Source organism: Alteromonas sp. M12, from assembly GCF_037478005.1.
GTDB lineage: Bacteria > Pseudomonadota > Gammaproteobacteria > Enterobacterales > Alteromonadaceae > Aliiglaciecola > Aliiglaciecola lipolytica_A.
This window is the reverse complement of the sequence record NZ_CP144164.1, coordinates 954,853-978,283: the sequence shown is the minus strand read 5'-3', so window position 1 is coordinate 978,283 and position 23,431 is coordinate 954,853. Positions and strand designations below refer to the sequence as shown.

At 43.0% G+C, this 23,431-nt stretch carries 20 protein-coding genes; 1 reads left to right on the top strand and 19 read right to left on the bottom strand.

The window, feature by feature from the left end; translation table 11 throughout:
- Window positions 1-97 precede the first annotated feature (97 nt).
- Complete coding sequence (locus VUI23_RS04095; protein ID WP_342806952.1) at window positions 98-751, top strand: hypothetical protein; 654 nt, start codon at window positions 98-100, stop codon at window positions 749-751.
- Here VUI23_RS04095 and mutT read toward each other — a convergent pair.
- From mutT to mraZ, 19 genes are all read right to left on the bottom strand, one after another.
- Complete coding sequence (gene mutT, locus VUI23_RS04090) at window positions 723-1,112, bottom strand: 8-oxo-dGTP diphosphatase MutT (RefSeq protein ID WP_216046929.1); 390 nt, start codon at window positions 1,110-1,112, stop codon at window positions 723-725. The genes VUI23_RS04095 and mutT overlap by 29 nt on opposite strands.
- 56 nt (window positions 1,113-1,168) lie before the next feature.
- Window positions 1,169-3,889, bottom strand: coding sequence for a preprotein translocase subunit SecA (gene secA, locus VUI23_RS04085; protein ID WP_216046930.1), 2,721 nt, complete (start codon window positions 3,887-3,889; stop codon window positions 1,169-1,171).
- An 87-nt stretch (window positions 3,890-3,976) separates the two neighbouring features.
- The gene (locus VUI23_RS04080; protein ID WP_342806950.1) at window positions 3,977-4,879 is read right to left on the bottom strand and encodes a M23 family metallopeptidase; all 903 of its coding nucleotides are present in this window, start codon (window positions 4,877-4,879) and stop codon (window positions 3,977-3,979) included.
- Window positions 4,880-5,165: 286 nt separating this feature from the next.
- Window positions 5,166-6,080, bottom strand: coding sequence for a UDP-3-O-acyl-N-acetylglucosamine deacetylase (gene lpxC, locus VUI23_RS04075; RefSeq protein WP_216046932.1), 915 nt, complete (start codon window positions 6,078-6,080; stop codon window positions 5,166-5,168).
- A 267-nt stretch (window positions 6,081-6,347) separates the two neighbouring features.
- Complete coding sequence (ftsZ, locus tag VUI23_RS04070) at window positions 6,348-7,514, bottom strand: cell division protein FtsZ (protein ID WP_216046933.1); 1,167 nt, start codon at window positions 7,512-7,514, stop codon at window positions 6,348-6,350.
- Window positions 7,515-7,598: 84 nt separating this feature from the next.
- Window positions 7,599-8,828: a cell division protein FtsA gene (gene ftsA / locus VUI23_RS04065; protein WP_216046934.1), complete on the bottom strand. Its 1,230-nt coding sequence runs from the start codon at window positions 8,826-8,828 to the stop codon at window positions 7,599-7,601.
- A gap of 21 nt (window positions 8,829-8,849) precedes the next feature.
- On the bottom strand, window positions 8,850-9,596 hold the full coding sequence (locus tag VUI23_RS04060) for a cell division protein FtsQ/DivIB (RefSeq protein WP_303500508.1): 747 nt from the start codon (window positions 9,594-9,596) through the stop codon (window positions 8,850-8,852).
- A complete protein-coding gene (locus tag VUI23_RS04055; RefSeq protein WP_216046935.1) occupies window positions 9,596-10,543 on the bottom strand; it encodes a D-alanine--D-alanine ligase in 948 nt (315 codons plus the stop codon). Before VUI23_RS04055 ends, VUI23_RS04060 begins: the two co-directional genes overlap by 1 nt.
- Complete coding sequence (gene murC / locus VUI23_RS04050; RefSeq protein ID WP_342806948.1) at window positions 10,540-11,994, bottom strand: UDP-N-acetylmuramate--L-alanine ligase; 1,455 nt, start codon at window positions 11,992-11,994, stop codon at window positions 10,540-10,542. The genes VUI23_RS04055 and murC overlap by 4 nt, the downstream gene beginning before the upstream one ends.
- Complete coding sequence (murG, locus tag VUI23_RS04045) at window positions 11,991-13,079, bottom strand: undecaprenyldiphospho-muramoylpentapeptide beta-N-acetylglucosaminyltransferase (RefSeq protein WP_342806946.1); 1,089 nt, start codon at window positions 13,077-13,079, stop codon at window positions 11,991-11,993. Before murG ends, murC begins: the two co-directional genes overlap by 4 nt.
- Window positions 13,076-14,350 carry a cell division protein FtsW gene (gene ftsW / locus VUI23_RS04040; protein ID WP_216046938.1) on the bottom strand — a complete coding sequence of 425 codons (1,275 nt, stop codon included), beginning with the start codon at window positions 14,348-14,350 and terminating at the stop codon, window positions 13,076-13,078. Before ftsW ends, murG begins: the two co-directional genes overlap by 4 nt.
- 20 nt (window positions 14,351-14,370) lie before the next feature.
- Window positions 14,371-15,675: a UDP-N-acetylmuramoyl-L-alanine--D-glutamate ligase gene (gene murD, locus VUI23_RS04035; RefSeq protein WP_342806944.1), complete on the bottom strand. Its 1,305-nt coding sequence runs from the start codon at window positions 15,673-15,675 to the stop codon at window positions 14,371-14,373.
- Window positions 15,676-15,684: 9 nt separating this feature from the next.
- A complete protein-coding gene (mraY, locus tag VUI23_RS04030; protein ID WP_216046940.1) occupies window positions 15,685-16,767 on the bottom strand; it encodes a phospho-N-acetylmuramoyl-pentapeptide-transferase in 1,083 nt (360 codons plus the stop codon).
- The gene (murF, locus tag VUI23_RS04025; RefSeq protein WP_342806942.1) at window positions 16,761-18,152 is read right to left on the bottom strand and encodes a UDP-N-acetylmuramoyl-tripeptide--D-alanyl-D-alanine ligase; all 1,392 of its coding nucleotides are present in this window, start codon (window positions 18,150-18,152) and stop codon (window positions 16,761-16,763) included. The genes mraY and murF overlap by 7 nt, the downstream gene beginning before the upstream one ends.
- Window positions 18,152-19,675 (bottom strand): UDP-N-acetylmuramoyl-L-alanyl-D-glutamate--2,6-diaminopimelate ligase, encoded by a 1,524-nt coding sequence (gene murE, locus VUI23_RS04020; protein WP_342806940.1) that lies wholly within the window; start codon window positions 19,673-19,675, stop codon window positions 18,152-18,154. Before murE ends, murF begins: the two co-directional genes overlap by 1 nt.
- Window positions 19,675-21,414, bottom strand: a complete 1,740-nt coding sequence (locus tag VUI23_RS04015; RefSeq protein WP_216046943.1) for a penicillin-binding transpeptidase domain-containing protein — start codon at window positions 21,412-21,414, stop codon at window positions 19,675-19,677. The genes murE and VUI23_RS04015 overlap by 1 nt, the downstream gene beginning before the upstream one ends.
- A complete protein-coding gene (ftsL, locus tag VUI23_RS04010; protein WP_216046944.1) occupies window positions 21,411-21,731 on the bottom strand; it encodes a cell division protein FtsL in 321 nt (106 codons plus the stop codon). Before ftsL ends, VUI23_RS04015 begins: the two co-directional genes overlap by 4 nt.
- On the bottom strand, window positions 21,728-22,678 hold the full coding sequence (gene rsmH / locus VUI23_RS04005) for a 16S rRNA (cytosine(1402)-N(4))-methyltransferase RsmH (protein ID WP_216046945.1): 951 nt from the start codon (window positions 22,676-22,678) through the stop codon (window positions 21,728-21,730). The genes ftsL and rsmH overlap by 4 nt, the downstream gene beginning before the upstream one ends.
- Entirely contained in the window at window positions 22,675-23,133 is a 459-nt protein-coding gene (gene mraZ / locus VUI23_RS04000; RefSeq protein ID WP_216046946.1) for a division/cell wall cluster transcriptional repressor MraZ, read from the bottom strand. The genes rsmH and mraZ overlap by 4 nt, the downstream gene beginning before the upstream one ends.
- Window positions 23,134-23,431 lie beyond the last annotated feature (298 nt).

The following is a 23,431-nucleotide window of genomic DNA, read 5'->3' as shown; positions in this document are numbered from 1 at the left end:
CAGTTCACCTGATCACTTCATTTGAGTTGTATTAGTTGCCTAGGCCCTTTGCTATACTCCCTTGCAATTAAAACTGTTCATTTTTTAAGGCTGTAGAGTGGTTAAAACGATCTGGTGTAATGTGGTTTTGCTGTGTTGTTTGCAAATATTAGTGGGCTGCCAGCAAGAGCCAGCCAAAACGGATGCAATGTTGTACCGAGAAGCAACTGTTACGCAAGCACAAATCCCCCTCGATAAAGCCTTGTTGTTATTAACCCCTGAAGTCAGAAATGCCCCTATGGCAAATCTAGATACCTTAATTATTGCCAACCAAGGGTTGCGCGATGCTCGCCAGGTTTATGCAAAAAATAATATTACCCATTATCAAGATGAAAAATTAACTGAGCTCGAAGGGGTAATTCAAGCGTTGGAACCAAACCTGGTAGAAAGAGCCAAATCTCTACTCAATCAAGTGGTTGATCGCACATCTGAATTACGTAAACAGATTGAAGAAGCCAAAAACCAACCGTTCAGCGCCAGAGGGAATGACACGGCGCAATTAGTCGAATTCCTTGGCAAACAATATAACGAGGATGTGAAAGACTGTTGCTTGAATCAACTTTCGCAAATTGATCAGTTGCTCAAAAGCAAATCCAAGGAACACAGAGAATTAATCATTTTAATTCGCTCAATCAACCAAGAATTAGCAACTGTTATAAAACAAAAAGACTATGCAGATAAGCTTAAAAGTCGGATTCAAGCTTCGCTATAATGGCTTGATTCGCTGCCGGAAAGGTCAAGCTAGCAAGGCTATCGATAGCCACCCACTGAGTTAGTTGACCTTCTTTTCCGCAGGGCTCATTGCTAAATTGTTCAACTAATTGAATATGTAAACGAACTTGTTTATCTCCGTAATCATGTTCAATTAACATAAATTCAGACTGCGAAACAACATCGATACCAACCTCTTCATGTAACTCGCGCGCTGTGGCTTGGGCAACGGTTTCGTTTGCTTCAATCTTGCCGCCAGGAAACTCCCATAACCCTCCTTGATGCAAATCGTCAGCTCGCTTACTAATAAAGATTAGATTATCCCGTTTAATGACGCCAACCGCCACGTCTACAATTTTCATTCGTTAATTTCCACAAAAAAAGGGCAAAAATGCCCTTTTTATATATTCAAATAAGGTTAACTTAGTTTACCGTGACACTGCTTGTATTTTTTACCTGAACCACAAGGACAGGGATCATTACGGCCAACTTTAGCGCCTTCACGCACTGTTGTTGTAGGTCCAGCGTTAGCACTTTGCTCTGGCTCATTTGGCGATTCATGTTCGTAACTCTTTTGAACTTCATCGGCTTGCCTACGTTGCTCTTCAACTGCTTCAACATCAGATTCGGCTTTAACCCGTACCTTGCTAAGAATGTTGATCACTTCGACTTTAAGATTCTCTAGCATCTCAGAAAACAGTTGGAAAGATTCACGTTTGTATTCTTGTTTTGGATTTTTCTGAGCATAACCTCGTAAATGAATACCTTGGCGTAAATGATCCATCGCAGCCAAATGTTCTTTCCACGAACTATCCAGATTTTGCAACATGACTGCTTTTTCAAATTGACGCATAACATCTGCACCAACCGCCTCTTCTTTTTCTTTGTAGGCGTCATTTACACCGGCATGGATACGTTCACGTAGCTTTTCTTCGAATAATTTGTCGTCTTCATCTAGCCACTTCTGGATGGGTAATTCCAATAAGAAGTCACCTTGAATACGCTCTTCTAAACCGGCAACATCCCACATCTCTTCAAGAGATTGAGGCGGTATGTAGTCGTCAATAACACTATTGACTACATCTTCTCTGATTGCCTGAATGGTTTCACTGATTTCACCTTCATCTAACAACTCATTACGTTGTTCATAAATTACTTTACGTTGATCATTGGCTACATCATCATATTCTAAAAGCTGTTTACGCATATCGAAGTTGCGTCCTTCAACTTTACGTTGCGCATTTTCGATGGCACGCGTCACCCAAGGGTGTTCAATAGCTTCACCGTGTTCCATGCCTAAGCGTTTCATCATATTGCCCATTTTTTCAGAAGCAAAAATACGCATTAGTGCATCTTCTAAAGATAGATAGAAACGTGAAGAACCTGGGTCACCTTGACGACCAGAACGACCACGTAATTGATTATCAATACGTCTTGATTCGTGACGCTCAGTACCAATGATATGTAGTCCACCAGCTTCAATAACTTTCTTGTGATCTTCTTCCCACTGCGCTTTGATTTTGGCTACTTTTTCAGGTTTAGGGTCATGTATTTTTGCAACTTCAGATTGCCAGTTACCACCCAACACTATATCTGTACCACGACCAGCCATGTTAGTCGCTATTGTCACCGCACCAGGACGACCTGCCTGTGCGACAATATCGGCTTCACGCAAATGTTGTTTGGCGTTCAATACTTCATGGGGAATCTTAGCTTTTTTCAAGACTCGCGAAAGCAACTCTGAATTTTCAATGGAAACTGTACCCACCAAAGTTGGTTGACCGCGTTTAACACATTCTTTTATGTCTTCAACTATCGCTTCGTATTTCTCTTCGGCAGTTAGGTAAATTAAGTCTGCTTTATCGTCACGAAGCATAGGTTTGTTGGTTGGAATAACCACAGTTTCCAAACCATAAATATGGTTAAACTCAAATGCTTCAGTATCAGCTGTCCCCGTCATACCTGCCAGTTTTTCATAAAGTCGGAAGTAGTTCTGGAACGTTATTGAGGCAAGTGTTTGGTTTTCGTTTTGAATTTTCACACCTTCTTTAGCTTCAACAGCCTGATGCAAACCTTCTGACCAACGGCGTCCTTCCATAGTACGGCCGGTATGTTCATCAACAATGACTATCTCGTCGCCATTGACTATGTAGTCAACGTCTTTATTAAATAATTTATGGGCTCTCAAAGCAGCATTAACGTGATGCAGTAAAGAAATATTTGAAGCTGCGAATAATGATTCATCCTGCGGCAAGATACCGTTTTCTTTGAGTATTTCTTCAACGTGAATCTGACCACGTTCAGTTAAGTGAATTTGCTTACCTTTTTCATCGATGGTGAAATCACCTTCACCTTCACGGCCCGCTTCATCGCCTTCTTTATCTTCGTCAGCTTGCTGCACTAAATGTGGAATAATTAAGTTAATTTGGCGATATAACTCTGAACTGTCTTCCGCCTGACCAGATATAATAAGCGGTGTTCTGGCTTCATCAATCAGAATGGAATCAACTTCATCTATTACTGCAAAATACAGTTTCTTTTGCACTCGGTCATTGGGACTAAACGCCATATTGTCGCGAAGATAATCGAAACCAAATTCGTTGTTGGTACCGTAAGTAATATCCGCTGCGTAGGCTTCTTTTTTCTCAGCATGAGACATACCAGGAACATTACAACCCACTGTCAAACCGAGGAATTCAAATAATGGACGACTCCAATCAGCATCACGTTTAGCCAAGTAATCGTTTACGGTAATAACATGCACGCCCTTACCAGATAAACCATTCAAATAAGCAGGCAACGTAGAAGTAAGGGTTTTACCCTCACCGGTACGCATCTCAGCAATTTTACCTTCATGCAGCACTTGGCCACCGACCATTTGCACATCAAAATGACGCATCGAGAAAACCCGTTTACTGGCTTCTCTTACAACAGCAAAAGCTTCAACCATGATGTCATCTAGACTAACGCCATCTTGAATGCGTTGCTTAAACTCAACCGTTTTAGCTTTAAGCTGCTCATCGTCCAAGGCTTCGAACTCAGGCTCTAAGGCGTTAATTTCGACAACACGTTTGTTAAGTTTTTTTAGCAGGCGGTCATTACGACTACCGAAAATTTTTCTGAATATACTCGAAAACATCGATTTACAGCTTCCAATCTAATAGAGAGATAAAACAATCGGCTCCCAATGGAGCCGATTTTCAAATTTACGTGGTTAAATCACTTATCACTTTCGATAAACAAACGGCAACGGATCTTGCTGCTTGCCGTTTTTAATCACTTCGTAATGCACATGAACGCCTGTTGACCGTCCGGTACTTCCCATAAGGGCTATTTCTTGGCCTTTGGTGACCACATCCCCAATCTTAACACTTATGCCTTGATTGTGACCATAACGTGTGACAAGACCATTGCCATGATCAATCTCAACTAATTGACCATAACCATATCGCTCCCCCGCCCATGTTACTAGGCCAGCTCCAGTAGACACAACAGCGTCACCTTGTTTGCCAGCAAAATCGAGACCTTTATGCATTGTCGGCAAGCCACTAAATGGGTCTTTCCGCACACCATAGTATGAAGATAACCACCCTGAGGTGATTGGACGCCCTTCTAAATGAGTCTGATCGTCTATATGGTGATTCATCATGATGGATTCAAGGGCTGCAAGTTGTTGAGTTTTACTATCTAAGCTTTCAAGCATCGAATCAATGCGCTCCAGCAACTCATTACTGCCTTGAATAGTAATAACTGAATCGGTGATTGGACCACCAACACTACTCAACTCGTGGAAGCCAAACTCATCTTGATTTAAACCAGCTTGTTCTACCAACCTTGCCCCTAACGCATTGACACGTTGAATCTGGCTTTGCACGTCTGCCAAATTAAGCATAATGCCAGCTAATTGTTGTTCTGTTGCTGATTTTAGCTCTGATACGTCTCGTTTTTGCTCAATAAAGCCGCTTTTTGCATACTCTATACGAGCATGAGACTCATCAATCTTATGATTAGTGCGACTTGAAAGCATAACCAGCCCGCATACCAAAACAAAGCCGACAACCAATCGCCGCTTTCCTATGTGATAGGAAAACTCCGTTGATTTGCCTTTATAATGTAGTGTTAAACTCATGTAAGGTATTCTCGTGATTATTTAGCTGGAATGGATACTAAACCTGTTAGCCCTAGGTTAATAGCTCTAATAGGTATCTGGAAACAATCCAACCGATTACTTTTCATACAGTTTCATTGGCTTTTTGTTCGTTATTTTTCGCCAAGCTGCATTTCGTTTTTTTCTAACCCCAAACAATACCTTGTAGAACATTAGGTTATCAAGGTATTTATATGAAGTGTTTTGTTCTTTTAGCCAGATGCTAAACTAAAAAATGCCGCAGATGCGGCATTTTGATGTTCAATAGCTAATTTGCTAAAACTGCAGATGCAAAATGAATGGGGACTTCATCTTGATTTTCGTACGTTACATATTCCCAGCAAGTCTGGTCATTTAACATCGCATTGAGTAGCTTGTTATTTAGACCATGACCTGATTTGTATGCTTTCAACTCACCAACAATACTGTGAGCTCCCAGGTATAAATCGCCTACCGCATCAAGAATTTTATGTTTCAAAAACTCATCTTGATAACGTAAACCTTCAGGATTCAACACTCGGTATTCATCCAGAGCAACTGCATTTTCCATGCTGCCGCCCAAGGCCAAATTATTGGCATTCATGTATTCGAAGTCGCGCATAAAACCAAAAGTTCTGGCTCGACTTACCTGATCAACGTAAGAGGATGCATCAAAATCCATCACAATGTGTTGACGAGTTTGACTAATAACAGGGTGTTCAAAATCAATTTTGAAATCCACTCTGAAGCCATCGTAAGGATGAAACTCCGCCCACTTATCGCCGTCTTCAACACGTATGTGTTTAATAATACGAATGAACTTTTTGGGTGCATTTAGCTCTTCAATACCCGCTGATTGCAGCAAGAAAATGAACGGACTCGCGCTGCCGTCCATAATCGGAAGTTCATTACTGTCTACTTCAACAATAATGTTATCGATGCCTAAACCAGCCAGGGCTGAGGATAAATGCTCAACAGTATAGATTGATACCCCGTTTTCATTACTCAAACAGGTACACAGCACTGTGTCGCCTACAGCATTCGCTTTGGCAGGAATATCCACATGGGGCTCAAGATCTATGCGGCGAAATACAATACCAGTATTCGCCGGCGCAGGCCGGAGAGTCATGGAGACCTTTTCACCTTTGTGCAGACCTATCCCTGTTTCTTGCACAGCATGTTTGATTGTGCGTTGCTTTATCATCTAACTGTTGCCTATCCCAAAAACATTATATCAGCTAAAAACCGGCGCGTATTATACTGACCAACTGGTCTAATGTCAAAAATCTGTCATATTTGTTAAACCGCACTTTCACATCTAGTCAGTAATATTGTCAATTTCACATTCGACATCTATCACCTTATGACCAAGCACAGTATAACCCTTCGCGTTTTTAAGCTTTCAAAAATTCGTAATTATCTATCTAGCTATGACCACTAATTCGCCCAAAAATTCAAAATCGGCGAAAAATCAGTCTGCCTGCTTGCGTAAAAATGCAGGAATATCCAAATACTCATAATCAGTATTGGCTTCCGTTTTTTCTTCGGTTGCGACAGCTTTATTCATATCAGTGGCTGTATTACCAATTCGATCACCGCCATCAGGCTGTAATTTGAATTGTTTTGCTTCCGCTGATACCCGTGAGCCTTGACTGCTAACCAATGAGATATCTGGTTTACGTTCTGCACCAATGCCTGTAGCCACAACGGTTACTCGCAATTCATCACTCATATCCATATCAATAACGGTACCTACAACGACGGTTGCATTTTCAGAGGCAAAGGCTTTAACCGCATTACCAACTGTTTCAAACTCATCAATCGCAAAGTCAGGACCAGCAGTGATATTAACCAAAATACCGCGGGCACCAGATAGATCGATATCTTCCAACAATGGACAAGCAATAGCCGCTTCAGACGCTTCTTCTGCACGGTCTTCACCTTTAGCAGAGCCACTTCCCATCATCGCTGTACCCATTTCAGACATCACAGTTTTCACGTCTGCAAAGTCAACGTTTATCAAACCTGGACGCGTGATTAGCTCGGCAATACCCTGAACCGCACCACGTAACACATCATTGGCTTCGCTAAAAGCTTTAAGCAATGGCGTACCACGCCCCATTACTTTCAATAACTTTTCGTTAGGAATAGTAATTAATGAATCAACGTATTTTGATAACTCTTCAATACCTTGATCAGCGAATTCTGTACGTTTTTTACCTTCAAACGGAAACGGTTTGGTCACAACAGCAACTGTCAAAATGCCTAATTCTTTAGCCACTTTAGCCACTTCTGGTGCAGCACCTGTACCTGTTCCACCGCCCATTCCAGCGGTAATAAATACCATGTCAGCACCTTCAAGGGCTTGACGAATATTTTCACGGTCTTCCTCTGCAGCTTGGCGACCTATATTTGGGTTAGCACCAGCTCCTAGCCCCTTAGTGACACCTGAGCCGATTTGTAAAGTGAGGTTAGCAGATGAACTACGCAAAACTTGGGCGTCAGTGTTTACCGCAATAAACTCTACACCTTCAATACTTTGCGAAACCATGTGCTCAATTGCATTGCCACCGCCGCCGCCGACGCCGATAACCTTGATGACAGCTTCTTCGCTGTGACTATCCATTAATTCAAACATTATTTTTCTCCGATTTTTGCGCGATAAAACATGAGTCGTTAACACCCACGTTCAATTTTTTAAGATCCCGAGATATTTCCATCCTCAGAATTCCCCCTTAAACCAACTTTGAACACGATGCCATAATCCTTCACTGGAGCCGGCTTTTTGCGCAGATTTCGATTGCATGGATTCTTTGCCATATTGCAATAATCCCACTGCAGTTGCGAAACTCGCATCTTCAACGTATTCAGATAATCCTTTCATGCCAATGGGTTCTCCAACTCGAACTGGCATTTGAAACAATTCTTCAGCAAATTCAACGGCACCTTCCATTTTGGCCGAGCCGCCAGTTAACACTATTCCAGCGGCAATTTGCTCTTCCAACCCACTGGCTTTGATCTCTTCATGGATCAATTCAAACAATTCTTGATAACGAGGCTCAATCACCTCAGCCAAAGTGTGTCTAGACATCATTCTTGATGGACGCCCACCGACACTTGGCACTTGTATTTGTTCTTCCATACTCACCATGTCGCGCAGCGCGCAGGCATAGTTAATTTTTATCTCTTCAGCATGATTGATCGGGGTTCTAAATATCTTAGCGATATCACTGGTGATTTGATTTCCTGCCACCGGTATAACCGCGGTATGACGAATAGCACCATCGGTGTACACCACCATGTCTATGGTTCCACCACCGATATCAACAACACAAACACCCAATTCTTTTTCATCATCAGTTAAAACTGCGTAACTTGAGGCCAATGCTGAAAATATCATTTGATCTGCATTGAGTTCACAGCGCTCAACACATTTCACTAAATTCTTCGCCATATCATCAGCGCAAGTAATAATGTGTGCTCTGGCTTCCATTCGAACACCAGACATACCAATAGGGTTTTTTATCCCTTCTTGCACATCGATGGTGTACTCCTGAGGGAGCACATGTAACAAACGACGCTCTAATGCAATAGGCACTGAACGAGCCGCATGTACGACGTTGTCAACATCATCTTGGGTCACTTCCTGATTATTAATCGGTACCATGCCGCTTTCGTTTTGACACTTCACATGACGACCAGATATCGACATAAACACAGAAGATACGCGACAATCAGCCATCAACTCCATTTCGCCTACAGCTCGTTGCACAGACTGTACAAGCAAGTTCAAGTCGTTGACGCCACCTTTATCCATACCTTTGGCTGAATGAGTGCCAACACCGACAATGCTGATATCACCGTCGTCAAGAATCTCTCCGACCACAGCTTTCACTTTACTTGTGCCCATGTCTAAGCCAACGATTAGATTTCTTTCTGCCACCTTAGACATATTATTTGCTACCCACTTTAACTAACTCTCTTGTTCATTTGTTGATGCGCTTTTCCATCCCACGGCTAACCCCGTGTCGTAGCGCAAGTCAATGTAATCTACTTGTTTATCTTGCTTTTTAAGCAGTGGATAAACGTCGACAAAACGTTGCAATCTATCTACATATTCTGAGCGTCCGAGGTTAAGTCGAATGCCATTTTTTAGACGTAAGTTCCATGCAAAACGCTCACTTAGATATAATTCATCAATACTCAAACTGGCTGAGTTAAGTAAAGTTTGCATATCACGATAACCATCCAATGCTGTTTGCTCACTGCCACCGGGACCGAACAAAGCAGGCAACATTGCATCTGGTAACTGCGCATCAAACATTTCACCGTATTGATTCAATAGCGAATCGCGATTCCATCTTGCACTGGCGATCTCTTCCACTACATGAATATTCAAGCTATTCGGCCAACGCTTGCGAACGGATGCGCGATGAACCCAAGGTAAAGCTTCAATTTCCCGATGAAGTCGATCCACATCTACTTCGAAAAAACTTTCAGGATGTTTTGAACGAATGGTATTTTCGATCAGCTCATCTTTAATATTTACTCTTTTTCCACTAACAATAACCTGGTTTATTGGTGCTCTTTGCGCATCTTCCAACCAATTGTCTAACCACCAAATGGCATAAACTAGACTGAGCAAAACAACTGCCAAAAAGACCATGCCAGCTAATTGATAGCGGCGATTAGTCTGGCTATTGTCGGCTAATTGTTGCACTAGTGCTGATCCGCCGTTTGCAATATTGCCAACACTAATTGCTCAAAGGTCATTCCTGCCTGTTTCGCTGCCATTGGCACTAAACTTTTTTCAGTCATGCCTGGTACAGTATTGGCCTCCAATAAATAAAACTGTCCACTTTGGTCACGCATAAAATCAATCCGTCCCCAACCGATACCTGACACAGCATCGAAGGCTTGGAGAGCTAGCTCACCAAGCCTATTTTCATCTTCAATAGATAACCCACTAGGACAAAAATATTCTGTAGAATCAGAATGATACTTTGCGTCATAATCATAAAAAGTATGTGGGGTAGACATACGAATTGATGGCAAAGCTTTACCATTTAAAATAGTAACTGTGTATTCTGGACCATGAATGAAGCGCTCTAGCAAGACGCTATTATCGTATTTAAATGCGTCTTGAATGGCAGCGTCTAATTGTGCAGCATTCGTCACTTTGGTCATACCTATGCTGGAACCTTCCTGCGCAGGCTTAACCATGACTGTGTCCCCCAACTCTTGCATTATAACCCTGCAAGATCCTGCATCAAAGCTACTTTTCTCAGCAATCTGATAATTTGCGGTTGGTAAGCCCAATGTTTGCCAAATTTGTTTAGTTTTAATTTTGTCCATTGCTAGGGCAGAACCTAACACCCCACTGCCAGTGTAAGGCAATTGCAGAACTTGTAACGCCCCTTGCATGCTGCCATCTTCGCCGCCACGACCGTGCAGCATAATTAACACACGCTTAAATCCTTGTTCCACAAGCTCTGTTATCAGATGTTCAGCAGGATCAAATTTATGGGCATCGACGCCAGCACTTTGCAGCGCTTTAAGAACAGCATTTCCGGAACGCAAAGAAACTTCGCGTTCGGCAGAATGACCACCAAATAAGACGGCCACTTTACCAAACTGTTTTACATCAATGTTTAATCCAAGCGTCATTCGGCAAACCCTGTATTCATTCGTTCTTTGCTTAATTCAATCGACTGCAAATATTTGGCTATCTGGCCAATATTTCCAGCTCCTTGTGTCATCAAAACATCTTGATCTCTTAACGCTTCTGAAAGTAATTTGGGCAACTCATCTTTGTTCGCCACATAAATTGGCTCGATTTGCCCACGTTGTCTTATAGAGCGACATAAAGCCTTGCTATCAGCACCTTCAATCGCCGCTTCTCCAGCAGAATACACTTCGAGTAATAACAAACAGTCAACTTGTGATAGCACCCGCACGAAGTCTTCATATAAGTCACGAGTACGAGTAAATCGATGGGGCTGATAGGCCATCACTAATCGCTTATCTGGCCAGTTATTGCGAGCAACTGCAATGGTCGCAGCCACTTCCGTAGGATGATGACCATAATCATCAACCAAAATCACTTCACCTTCTCCGGTGTCGAAACAACCTAGTTGTTCGAAACGACGACCAATTCCTTCAAAAGCACCTAACGCATCGACAATAGCCTGATCTTCAACGCCTTCATCTGTGGCGACAGCAATGGCCGATAACGCATTTAAAATATTATGTTTGCCGGCAATATTTAAGGTCACCTGCAAATCCGAACGTCCTGAGCGCTGCGCGGTAAAACGACTTTGATTAAAGCCCATCTCAATATTGACCGCGCGCACATCAGCTTGCTCGTCTATACCGTAGGTCATTACTTTACGTCCCACACGTGGCAATAGTGCTTGAACTACAGGATCATCTATACACATTACCGCCAAACCATAGAAGGGTAAGTTGTGCAAAAAATCCAAATAGGTGTCTTGCATCCGCTGGAAATCACCGTCATAAGTTTCCATATGATCAGGTTCAATATTGGTCACTATGGATACCATTGGCTGCAGATGCACAAAAGACGCGTCGCTTTCATCCGCTTCAGCAATCAAATACCGGCTGCTACCTAATTTGGCATTTGTGCCAGCACTGTTTAATAGACCACCTATCACAAATGTAGGATCTAATTCGGCTTGAGCAAAGATTGTCGCCAGTAAACTGGTAGTTGTGGTCTTCCCATGGGTTCCCGCAACCGCAATGCCATGTCTAAAGCGCATTAGTTCCGCTAACATTTCAGCTCGACGAATAACAGGTACTCTTGCTTCTTTAGCAGCGATAATTTCCGGATTGGTATGATCAATCGCACTGGACACTACCACCACATTGGCATTTTTAATGTTTTCTTCACGGTGACCAATAAAGACCTTGGCACCTTTGCTTTGCAAACGCTGGGTCATACCATTATTTTGTTGGTCCGAACCTGAAATTGCGTAACCTTCATTTAACAAAACTTCGGCTATACCGCCCATACCCGCTCCGCCAATTCCGATAAAATGAATTTGTTTAATGCGACGCATTTCCGGTACGTGGTAGTTAGCTTTATCAGGCTTAATCATGACGCCACTCCTGCCAACGATTCACAGATGTCACTAACCGTTTTGGTGGCTAGAGGTTTAGCTAAAGATTTGGCTTTTTGGCCCATATTAATTCGACTTTGTGCGTCGTTAACAAGTTGTTGAATAATAACTTTCAAACCACCTTCTTCTAATTGAGGTTGAGGTAATAAAACGGCTGCATGATGATCCACTAATGCCCTTGCATTCATTGTTTGATGGTCATCCACAGCATGTGGAAGAGGAACAAATATAGCTGCCACGCCAACCATTGCGACTTCAGCAACGGTTAAAGCCCCTGCTCGACAGATGACCACATCTGCCCATGCATAGGCCTGAGCCATATCATCGATAAACTCCATGACTTGCCAATTCGTGCTGTCAGGCCATAACTTTTGATAGGTATCAGCAACTATCTGTTGCTGTCCTTTGCCCGTTTGATGACGTACTTGTGCGTTGGCAATACCAGATAAAGCGGGCGGAACATAGCTATTAAGGGCACTGGCGCCCAACGAACCACCAACAATAAGAATATTGCATTTATCATCACTGAGCTGCTTAGCAGGTAGGTCGGCAAAATCACTTCTCACCGGATTACCCACCCAGCTATATTTGTTTTCAGACTGCTTTCCAAATGCCTGATTAAAGCCGGTCAATACGCGGGCAGCGAACTTAGCCAATACTTTATTGGTTAAACCTGGCAACGCATTTTGTTCATGGACAACCAAAGGCACTCCACGAATCCACGCCGCAATACCGCCAGGGCCGCTAGCAAAACCACCCATGCCCAATACCACATCAGGTTTAACTTGTTTGATCACAGCTAAAGCTTGCCACACCGAATGAATCACTTGAAACGGAGCTTTTAACAAACGTACGATTCCATTACCGCGAACACCCGCCACATCAATAAAACTGATGTCGAAACCAGCTTTAGGAACAATATCAGCTTCCATACGAGCAGCTGTGCCTAACCAATGGATTTGCCAATTACGTTGTTGTAATTCTTTTGCCACCGCTATGCCTGGGAAAACATGTCCTCCCGTGCCGCCAGCCATAATCAAAATAGTTCTGCTCATGTCATTCATTCTGCCACGGCCTCACTATTTTTCTGGGCTGCTTCAGCAAGCATTTTTTTCACTTTAGACTTACCCTTACTGGCTTTTTTCTTTGTCCCCTTGCTCATGGCTTGAACACCATCAACCCGGATTTCAAAATCAATTCGAATTAAAATGGCTACCGCGACAGCCATTACAATTAAGCTTGAACCGCCGTAACTGACCAGTGGTAGAGTCAAACCTTTGGTAGGAAGTATGCCAGCACTAGCACCAACATTGACCGCCGTTTGAAAACTAAACCAAATGCCGATGGCATAGGCTAAATAACCTTCAAATGGACGTTCTGCAAGCAACGCTAAATTACCTAATTTTAGGGCTTTGAAGACCAAAACAAATAACAAGCCTAAAACACATGCGACGCCCAAAAAGCCGAACTCCTCGGCGAGTATCGCCACAATAAAATCGGTATGAGCTTCCGGCAAAAATTCGAGCTTTTGAAGACTATTTCCTAATCCTTGACCAAACCAGTCACCTCTTCCGTAAGCCATTAATGACTGGGTTAATTGATAACCAGCACCAAAGGGATCATCCCAAGGTTTCAAGAACGAACTCATTCGCTCCATTCGATAATCTGCGGTCAAAATCAAGGCCGTAATCGCTGATAATCCAGTGAATACCAAGCCGAAAAACTGCCAAAGTTTTGCACCCGCTAAAAACAATAATCCAAGAGTGGTGGCAAACATCACCACAACGGTGCCTAAATCCGGTTGCAATAGAATTAATAAAGCCAACACAAAAAACACCGCTAGCGGCTTAATAAAGCCTTTGAGATTTTCGGTTACTTCTTCGTATCTGCGCACCATGTAGCCAGCCAAATAACAGAAGAAGAATAACTTTGCTAACTCAGCCACTTGAATAGTGATGGGGCCTATCGCCAACCAGCGACGACTGCCGTTTACTGTGCGGCCAACAAAGAGCACCGAAATCAACAACACTACGGCTAATAAAAGAAGCCAAGGATTGCTTACTCGCCACCATTGCATTGGAATTTGCATCACAATACATGCTGCAACACAGGCCAAGCACAAATAGATACCGTGACGAATCGCAAAATGAAATGGATTATCAAATAGTCGCGCAGCCACCGGCATAGAAGCAGAGGTAACAATCACTAAACCAATCGCCATTAACGCGATACTGATCAAAATAAAGTTAACATCAAACACACTGCCACTGACTTGCTTTCCATCATGGCGTTGAGAAAACATGCTGCGCAATAGCGAATCACTTTGCGTGCTCATAGTGGTTGTCCTGCTTTGAGTCATTGAGCGACCTCCAAAACAGCTTGTTTGAAAACATCACCGCGATGTTGATAGTTGTCAAACATATCCAAACTTGCACAAGCTGGGGACAATAAAACGATATCCCCACTTTCTACGATACCGTTTGCAAAGGTAACCGCTTCCATCAAATCGGCCACTTCAATACTGCCCGGTTTTAACGACGCTATTTCCCTACCGTCTTTACCTAAGGTTATTAATAAATCTACATCATCTAGCAACATTGGTTGTAGCTGTGTGAAATCGGCTTTTTTACCATCGCCACCAGCAATCAATATAAGTTTACTCGCGCCTCTATTTTTAAGGCTTTGTAAAGCAGCAATAGTGGCCCCAATATTGGTGGCTTTTGAATCATTTATCCAACGTACATTATGCTGTTCGCTGACCACTTCAAATCTGTGTGCTAAACCAGTAAATAAGCTTACCGCTTTAGTTATTGCAGGCTGTTCAACACCAAGTGGAATAACACAGGCGATAGCGGCTTGAATATTTAAAATATTATGCAGCCCCTGCAAAGCGCACTGTTGTGCAGAAATAAACCCTTCACCATCGACTAAAATCATTTCCGTTGTCGCGTCCCAGCTAATTCCTACAGGAGAGAGGCTCAAGCCGAAACTGGTTTTGGTCACATAATTTTTTGGCCAAGTTTTAACATCATCACGGTTGGCGATAGTATATTCAGCGTTGCGATAAACACGCTGTTTGGCGTCGGTATAAGCCAAAAATGTTTGATGACGATCAATGTGATCTTCACTCACATTCAAAATGGTTGCGCAAACTGGGGTTAATGATTGCAATAATTCAAGCTGAAAACTGGACAATTCGAGTACTAAATAATCGGCATCAGTATTGAGTAAGTCCAACACCGGAGTGCCTATATTTCCGCCCATTTGCGCTTTCATACCCGCACAGTTAAGCATTTCATTAACCAAACAAGTTACTGTCGATTTTCCATTAGAACCGGTAATAGCAATGACTGGAGTAGTATTAAAGCGAGCGAATAATTCCACATCACCTATCACCTCCACGCCCGCTTTTTGCACGTTTTGGAAGACACTACCATTTGGATTAACCCCTGGACTCAATACGACCAAATCGGCATTGAGTAAGACCTCTTGACTGAAATCACCGCTGAGTGTTTTTACCCCAACTGGCATTTCAACAGGATTACGATCCATGCCGATTACGTTCGCCCCGTGCTCCTGTAAAAATTTCACGCAAGACTTGCCGGTCAGTCCTAAACCAACCACAACAACCTGCATGTTTTTTAAATCAGGGGTTTGCATAACGTCTATTTATCTCAACTTCAATGTGGCTAAACCGATTAGCACTAAAATCAATGAAATAATCCAAAACCTAACGATGACTCTTGGTTCTGGCCAACCTTTAAGTTCAAAATGATGATGTATAGGTGCCATTCTAAATATGCGTTTGCCACGTAATTTAAAGGACCCCACTTGCAATATCACCGACAAGGTTTCAACGACAAATACACCACCCATAATAATCAACACTATTTCTTGGCGAACAAGTACCGCCATAATTCCCAAAGTACCGCCTAACGCCAATGAGCCTACATCTCCCATAAACACCTGGGCTGGGTAGGTGTTAAACCATAAAAACCCTAAACCTGCGCCAACAATCGCGGTACAAACAATCACTAATTCACTGGTTTCTGGAATATAGGGAATATTTAAGTACGCTGAAAAGTTAATATTGCCGGTGGTATAAGCAAAAATAGCGAGCGCGCCTGCAACCAAAATAGTGGGTACTATTGCTAATCCATCTAGGCCGTCGGTAAGATTTACCGCATTACTGGTGCCTACCACAGTGAAATACACCACTACCATAAAAAACATACCAAGCTGCGGCATGACTTCTTTGAAAAAAGGCACTAGCAGAGCTGTCTCGGCAGGATCTTGACTATTTGCGTATAAGTAAACCGCTACCGCGATGGCAATAATTGACTGCCAAAAGTACTTCCATTTGGCAATCAGACCTTTGGGATCTTTACGCACTACTTTGCGGTAGTCATCGACAAATCCAATTAGCCCGTAACCGACGACAATCGACAATACAACCCAAACATAGCGGTTGCTCAAGTCTGCCCATAACAACGCACTCGTTAGAATTGCAGCTAAAATTAACAAACCACCCATAGTAGGTGTGCCGGATTTAGACAAATGGCTTTGCGGCCCATCATCACGCACCGTTTGACCGATTTGCATCGTTTGCAACCAGCGAATCATGCTTGGTCCAATTAATACGGCCATCAATAACGCGGTAAGTGTGCTAAGGATTGCGCGCAACGTAAGGTATGAGAATACGTTGAACCCAGAATCATATTGCTGCAACCACTCAGCCAACCAAATTAGCATGCAATTCGCTCCCTAACTCTTTCAAACTTTCCCACAGGAGATTCCTCCAATGCTTTAACGACTCTTTCCATTCGGGCACTTCTGGAGCCTTTTACTAAAATGGTAATATCTCGCTGCTCAGACGCTAAAGAAGCACTAATATGTTCAACTAACAAATTAATATCACTGAAATGTTTACCGCCAAATACATCACTTGCAGCCTGACTCAAAACCCCTAAGGTAACTAAATTATCGATGCCTTTTTGATTAGCATATTCGCCAACAAGTTCGTGGTAATAACGAGCTTTTTCACCTAATTCTCCCATGTCACCCAAGATCAAAATACGGTAACCGCTGAAACTACTAAGTAAATCAATTGCTGCATTTACCGATGCCACATTTGCGTTGTAGGTATCATCTAGAATTTTAACTTGGTTAGTTAATTGTTTGACTTGCAGTCGACCACTGACTTGCTGCATATTTTGCAAACCAAATTTAATATCTTCTAAATTGGCGCCAACATTCATGGCCAATCCAGCTGCCACTAGCGCATTGCCAACATTGTGAATTCCGGGTAATGCTAAGGTAAGATGAATCTTGCCTTTAGGTGTACACAACATAAATTGCGCGCAACCATCGATGCCCAAAGTGACATCCTGTGCATAAAAGTCGGTTTCTTGGCTTACTGAAAAACCTTGAATATGGCACTCTTTCAACTTACCAGTCCAAAAATCGCTAAATTGGCTATCTCGATTAATGATTGCTGTACCTTTACTACTCAACCCTCTAAAAATTTCACTTTTAGCACGGGCAACGCCCAGTAAACTACCAAAACCCTCTAGGTGAGCCGCAGCTGCATTGACGATTGTCGCCACGTCGGGCTTCACTAAATTAGTGGTATAGGCAATCTCACCTAAGTGATTAGCACCCATTTCGATTACTGCAAAATCGTGATTCTGTTGCAATCTTAATAATGTCAGAGGCACGCCAATATCGTTGTTGAAGTTTCCGTTGGTGGCCAATACGTTTCCGATCCGAGACAAAATTCCGGCAACCATTTCTTTCACGGTTGTTTTGCCGCTACTACCGGTAATTCCCACAGTTTTGGGTGCAACTTTTTGTTTTACCGCAGCGCTCAATGCGCCTAAAGCAAGTTTGCTGTCTTCGACTAAAATATAGGGTAAATGGGTGTCGATATTTTGTGACACGATAAACGCTGCCGCACCATTTTTGGCTGCTTCATCAATAAATTTGTGACCATCAAAATTAGGGCCGACCAAAGCAATGAAAACATCCCCTTGCACTAAACTTCTTGTGTCTGTGCTTACGCCAGACACATTTGCGTTATCTCCAACCAGCTGTCCGCTTGTTTGTTGTGCTATCCAATCAAGAGATACTTCAATCATTACATTTCCCCCACACACAGAGTGTTAACGTAGTTTCGTTCATCGTATGGCAGACTCTGTTGGCCGATGACTTGTTCTGTTTCATGTCCTTTGCCAGCAACCACAATCAGATCGCCTTTCTGACTCTGCGCTATAGCTAATTGAATCGCTTTTTTACGATCCGTTTCTACTTTGACTTTGCTTTGGTCCGTTATTCCGGCAAGTATATCGGCAACAATTGAGGAAGAAGGTTCAGAGCGACTATTGTCTGAGGTGATAATAATTTGATCACTATATTGCTCGGCTGCCGCTGCCATTAATGGGCGTTTACCTTTATCTCTGTCGCCACCACATCCAAACACACAAATAAGTTGCTTTTGACTATGTACTCTCGCTGATTTCAAGGCCTGCTCTAACGCATCTGGAGTATGTGCGAAGTCGACGATGAGATTGCCAGCCTTAGGGTGTTCAAATAACTCCATCCGTCCAGCGACGGGTTTTAATTTTTTACACAACTTCGCTAATTTTGGCAGCGATAAGCCTAAGACTAGAAGGCTAGCGATTGCGGCCAGTAAATTGGCTACATTGAACTTACCTAATAGACCACAATGGATGTCCGCATTTCCCCATGATGAATTCAATTGAAAAGACAATCCGCGTTGATCGTATTGAATATTACTGGCGAAACAATATTGCTGTGTATCGGCCACATTTTCGGCACTCAATTGGGTCGAAAACAACGTGATTTTTTGTTGTTTTGAAGCAGCACTAATCCAATTAGCGGTTTCTGGATCATCTGCATTTAACACCAGATTTTTCAGTTCTGGCTGATTAAGTAATTGGCGTTTTGCCTTGGCATATTCGTTCATGTCCCCGTGATAGTCCAAGTGGTCACGAGTCAAATTAGTAAACACCGCCACGTCCATTTTAAGCCCTTGAATGCGATCTTGAACTAATGCATGAGAGGACGCTTCTAAGGCAACTTGTTTGGCACCCAAACCCACATACTTAGCCAATAATTTTTGTACCTGGCAGGCATCTGGCGTGGTGTTAAGGGTTTTTTCTAATTGATAGTTGTCTACGCTGTACAATCCCGCGCCCAAAGTACCAATCGAAGCTGATACGTCGCCACATAAGAAACGCAATTGACTGATTAATTGTACAACCGAAGTTTTACCGTTTGTGCCCGTTACGCCAATCACATCTAAGTATTGAGCCGGTGAACCATAAAATGCGGCGGCTAGCAAAGATAGCTTTTGACCTAACTGATAAAACGAAATCAAAACACTTTGCTCGCGCATTTCAATTTCGCCATGAAGTTGCGGTTGCTCAACTTCTTGCAGTATCAGTTTTGCACCAAGGCTAATTGCCTGCGGGATAAAATCTCGTCCGTCTAATTGATGTCCCTTTATTGCCACAAAAACACTGTGAACCGCCACTTCACGACTGTCTAATACTAGCTCGCTGACTTGTACATCGGGTGCATCAATCTGAAATTTAGCGAGTACCGCTTTAATATTATTAATTGCCTGAAACTGCTGCATTATTGCTCTCCTCGTTTAGCGATTGAGGAGACGTTTTTGGCATCGGGCGGCACATTCAACAATTGCAATGTATTTGCCATAATAGTGCTAAAAACAGGGGCAGCAGTGTCGCCGCCATAATACAAATCACCTTTCGGCTCGTTAATTAGCACAACCACGGCCAGTTGTGGATCCGATACAGGCGCTACACCAGCAAAAATATTCACATATTGCTCACCGTATCCGCCTTTAATGGCTTTGCGGCTTGTGCCTGTTTTACCTGCAACGCGATATCCAGGTACTCGAGCCTTGCGACCAGAGCCGCCGTCTTCAAGTACACTCTCCATCATGATTAATACACGATGGGCATTCTCTTCACTAATGACTCTTTCTGTCATTTTCTGTTCATCTGACATGACAATACTTAGTGGCTGCTTAATGCCGCCGTTACCTAAGATGGAGTACATCCGGGCTAATTGCATAGTGGTAACAGATAATCCATAACCGAACGACAACGTAGACAATTCAAATTTTGACCATCTCCGCTGTTCGTTGAAAAGACCCCCCTGTTCACCAATTAAATTAGTTCCCGTTTCACTCATCAATCCCATGTTGTAATAAGTATCTAGCAGGAACTCTTTAGGCACCGATAAAGCCAGCTTGGATGTACCGATATTGCTGGATTTTTGAATGATTTGCTGCAACGTCAATTTGCCATAATTACGGGAATCACGAACAATACTTCCGCCAAGACGTCGCCAGCCTGGAGAGGTATCTATAATCGTCTCAGTATCAGCAGAACCAAACTCTAAGGCGCTCACTACAGCCAAAGGTTTAACTGAGGAACCTGGCTCAAAGGTATCGGTAATGGCTCTGTTTCGAATTTTTCGAGGGGATACACCTTGGCGATTATTTGGATTGAAAGATGGACTATTTACCATCGCTAATATTTCACCGGTGTTTACATCCGCAACCACCACAGAGCCAGATGTAGCACGATAAAAATGCACTGCTGATTTTAATTCACGATATGCAAGCGCTTGAATCCGTTGATCAATAGTAAGTTGGATATCTTGGGGATCTTTTCCTTCTTCTTGTTCAAGAATTTCAACTTGACGGCCTTTAGCATCGCGACGGATCGTTCTGGAGTCTGGGGTTGCCGAAAGGTATTCATCATATAACTTCTCAATCCCCTCAATTCCCTGATCATCCACATTGGTGAAACCGACCACATGAGCAGAAGCTTCGCCCGCTGGATAATAACGGCGAGATTCGTTGACAAGGTATACGCCGGGAATATTTAGCTTCTTCACAAACGTTGCCATTGCCGGAGACACTTGGCGTTGCAAATAAACAAATTTGCTATTTTCGTTGCTGGCTTTTTTAATCAACTTATCCACATCCTGACCCAACACCTCTGCAAGTGCTTGCCATCTGCGAGTGTCAGCTAGTGCGCCTTTTTCTGGATCTGTGACTGTAGGTGGATGTGCCCATACCGCTTTTGCAGGCACACTTACCGCTAATTGCTCACCGTTTCTGTCAGTGATCAAGCCACGATAAACTTCATTATTCCGTACTCGAAGCGTACGGTTATCGCCTTCTTCAATTAGTTGATCAGGATTAATTACCTGAATATAAGCGGCTCTGACAGTTAACACTGCAAACACGGCTAATATGGCACCAACAACCACTATGAAACGCCATTGCACCATACTTGGAGCAATGTTTTTCTTAGCTTGTTTAGTCCTAGCCTTCGTCATTTCAAGCGCACCACAATTTCATTTTCTGGACTTGGTCTGTGCATATTAAGTTGCTTTTTCATCGCCACTTCAATGCGGTTATGATCCGTTAGTGCACCCTGTTCTAAAATAAGATGACGCCACTGGATATCTAATTGATCTTGTTCTTGCATCAACTGCTCTAAAGCAATCGACATCTGCCGATTATGGTGCGCACTCATGATCACTGCGAACGCACTTATCAATACCATTAAAAACAACAAAACCCGTATCGGATGACGGGCTAGCTCGGTGAAGATTAAGTTGACCAAATTGAAGTTGGTCCTAGTCTCTGTCACAGCTTCTGAGCCACCCTTAACACCGAACTTCGCGACCTCGCATTCACTTTAATTTCATACTCGCTGGGCTTAGTCGCCTTGCCTATTAATTTCATTGCCCGTGTTGCATCTATTTGTGCCTGCGTAATTGCCATACGGGCTGGAACCTGCATGCCGCGACTTTGTTCGCGCATAAAGCGTTTTACCAATCGATCTTCTAACGAATGAAAACTGATCACTGCCAGTCGTCCTCCAGAAGAAAGGCACGCTAATGCACCTTTAAGCCCGTCCCGAACTTCATCTAATTCGCTATTAATATAAATACGAATTGCCTGAAAAGTACGGGTCGCAGGATGTTTATATTTATCTTTAACCGGCACCGCTTCATCGACTAACTTTGCTAATTGCAATGTTGTCGTTAACGGAAATTCATCACGGCTATTGACAATTGCATGAGCAATTCGTTTACCAAATTTTTCTTCACCAAACTCTTTGATAACCTGAGTAATGTCATCTTCTTCGGCTTTTGCCAGCCATTGAGCTGCACTAATACCTTTGCTGGTGTCCATGCGCATATCTAATGGACCTTCGCGCATAAAACTAAAACCTCGTTGCGCGTCATCTAACTGCGGCGAAGACACCCCAAGATCCATCAATATACCGTCGACTTTGCCCAATACCTGATGTTTGAGTGCCACCTCTTCGATATTCGAAAATGCCACATGTTCAATACAAAAACGGCTGTCATCGGCAAAACGTTTTGCCGCTTCAATCGCGTAAGGGTCACGGTCAAGTGCAATCAAGCGTCCATTGGCCGACAACTTCTGCAACACTTTTTCAGTGTGACCACCACGTCCAAAAGTGGCATCCATATAAATGCCATCGGGCTTGATATCCAACCCCTCAATGGATTCATCCAGCAACACTGAGCGGTGCAAAGTTTGTGACGATTGGTTTTCAGTAATCAAAGTGAGAAGTCCTGTAAACGCTCAGTCAATTCAAATTCGCCACCTTTTTCAGTTTCAATATCCTGATGAACCTGTTGCTGCCATATTTGCGCATCCCAAATTTCGAAGCGATTAAGTTGTCCTACTAGCATAATTTCTTTGCCCAAGTTGGCGTGTTGACGAAGTGGAGCCGACAAGAGAAAGCGACCATTCTTGTCCATTTCGCCTTCCATCGCGTAACCCAAAAGAAGTCGCTGTAAGCGGCGTTCTTGAGGTATCATGCTAGAAAGTTTACTAAGTTTAAGCTCAATCTCTTCCCATTCAGGAAGTGGGTAAAGTAGCAGACAGCTTTGCTGTGTATCGATTGTGCAAACCAGTTGTCCCTGACAATCATCTAGCAACAACTGCCGATACCGTGTAGGTATCGCCACCCTGCCTTTTACGTCTAGATTGATTGCGTTAGCGCCGCGGAACATATCCCCTAGCCTTTGTTATTAGTTTGCTTTTATTATTTTTTTAGCATCAGTTTGCAACACATTAAGATCACTTTGATCCACTTTCTGCCACAATTACCCACAAATGAGAGTTTAGGTTTCCACTAACCCCATTGTCAAGGACAAAAAACGGGTTAAAGAGAAGCCGCGAATACCAATTAAACTAAGGGCTAGACGAAAGCGGCTGATATATATAAAGAAAGCCTTCAAAGCTGTTTTTATGTACAGTGAAAATCGAGGATCCATTAGATTTAAAATAAGCTAAAAAATCTTACTTGAA